Origin of the sequence: Prevotella sp. AM42-24, assembly GCF_003461825.1 — a bacterium.
GTDB lineage: Bacteria > Bacteroidota > Bacteroidia > Bacteroidales > Bacteroidaceae > Prevotella > Prevotella hominis.
The window spans coordinates 1-597 of record NZ_QTXV01000180.1; the positions used below are offsets into that span (position 1 = coordinate 1).

A 597-nucleotide genomic window follows, 5' to 3' on the forward strand; every position below is an offset into this window, starting at 1 on the left:
TCTGCCCCTTTTGGAGCCTGCTCACGGATAGGAAAAGTAGAATAGAACAAAGAACGATCCTTGAAGTACTTCTGATAAGCATTCTGCATCTCAACGATGAACTTTTCACCATGCTCATTTTCGCAATAAACATCAAAGATGGCCTTGCGCTCGGCAAAGACATCACCAACGTGCTCACTATTCAAGTACTTCACATCCTTAATGACCTGAAAACCATCAAACAGTGAATTCAAGAAATTGATGAGCAAATCCTTGTTAGGCTTTGTTCCAAAGATACGCTTAAAACCGAAATCGGTAAGCAAGCTAATATATCGTTCTTCTATCCGTTTCATATTCATCTCCTTTTAAAACGTTTAACTGAAATGTGATGCAAAAATAAGCTATTTTATCGAAAATACCAAAAAAAACAGCAAGAATCCTTCAAGTTATCAGCAAATTACTCAGAAAAAGATTCTCCCATATTCAATGTGTTATGACGTTTATGAATTATAGAAATCTGCCCCATCCCCCTCACTAACAACCTACTAAACGAAAAACGAGGATTGCATCCCTGCAATCCTCGCCTAACTTTAGTAAAAGATGATTAATAAAAGTTTG

Annotated in this window: 1 protein-coding gene; it reads right to left on the bottom strand. The window is 36.9% G+C overall.

Going from position 1 to position 597, the window contains the following annotated elements; all coding sequences use genetic code 11:
* Positions 1-338: PD-(D/E)XK nuclease family transposase (locus tag DW917_RS17020; protein WP_199545599.1), on the bottom strand; the 338-nt coding region annotated here is incomplete at its 3' end.
* Positions 339-597 lie beyond the last annotated feature (259 nt).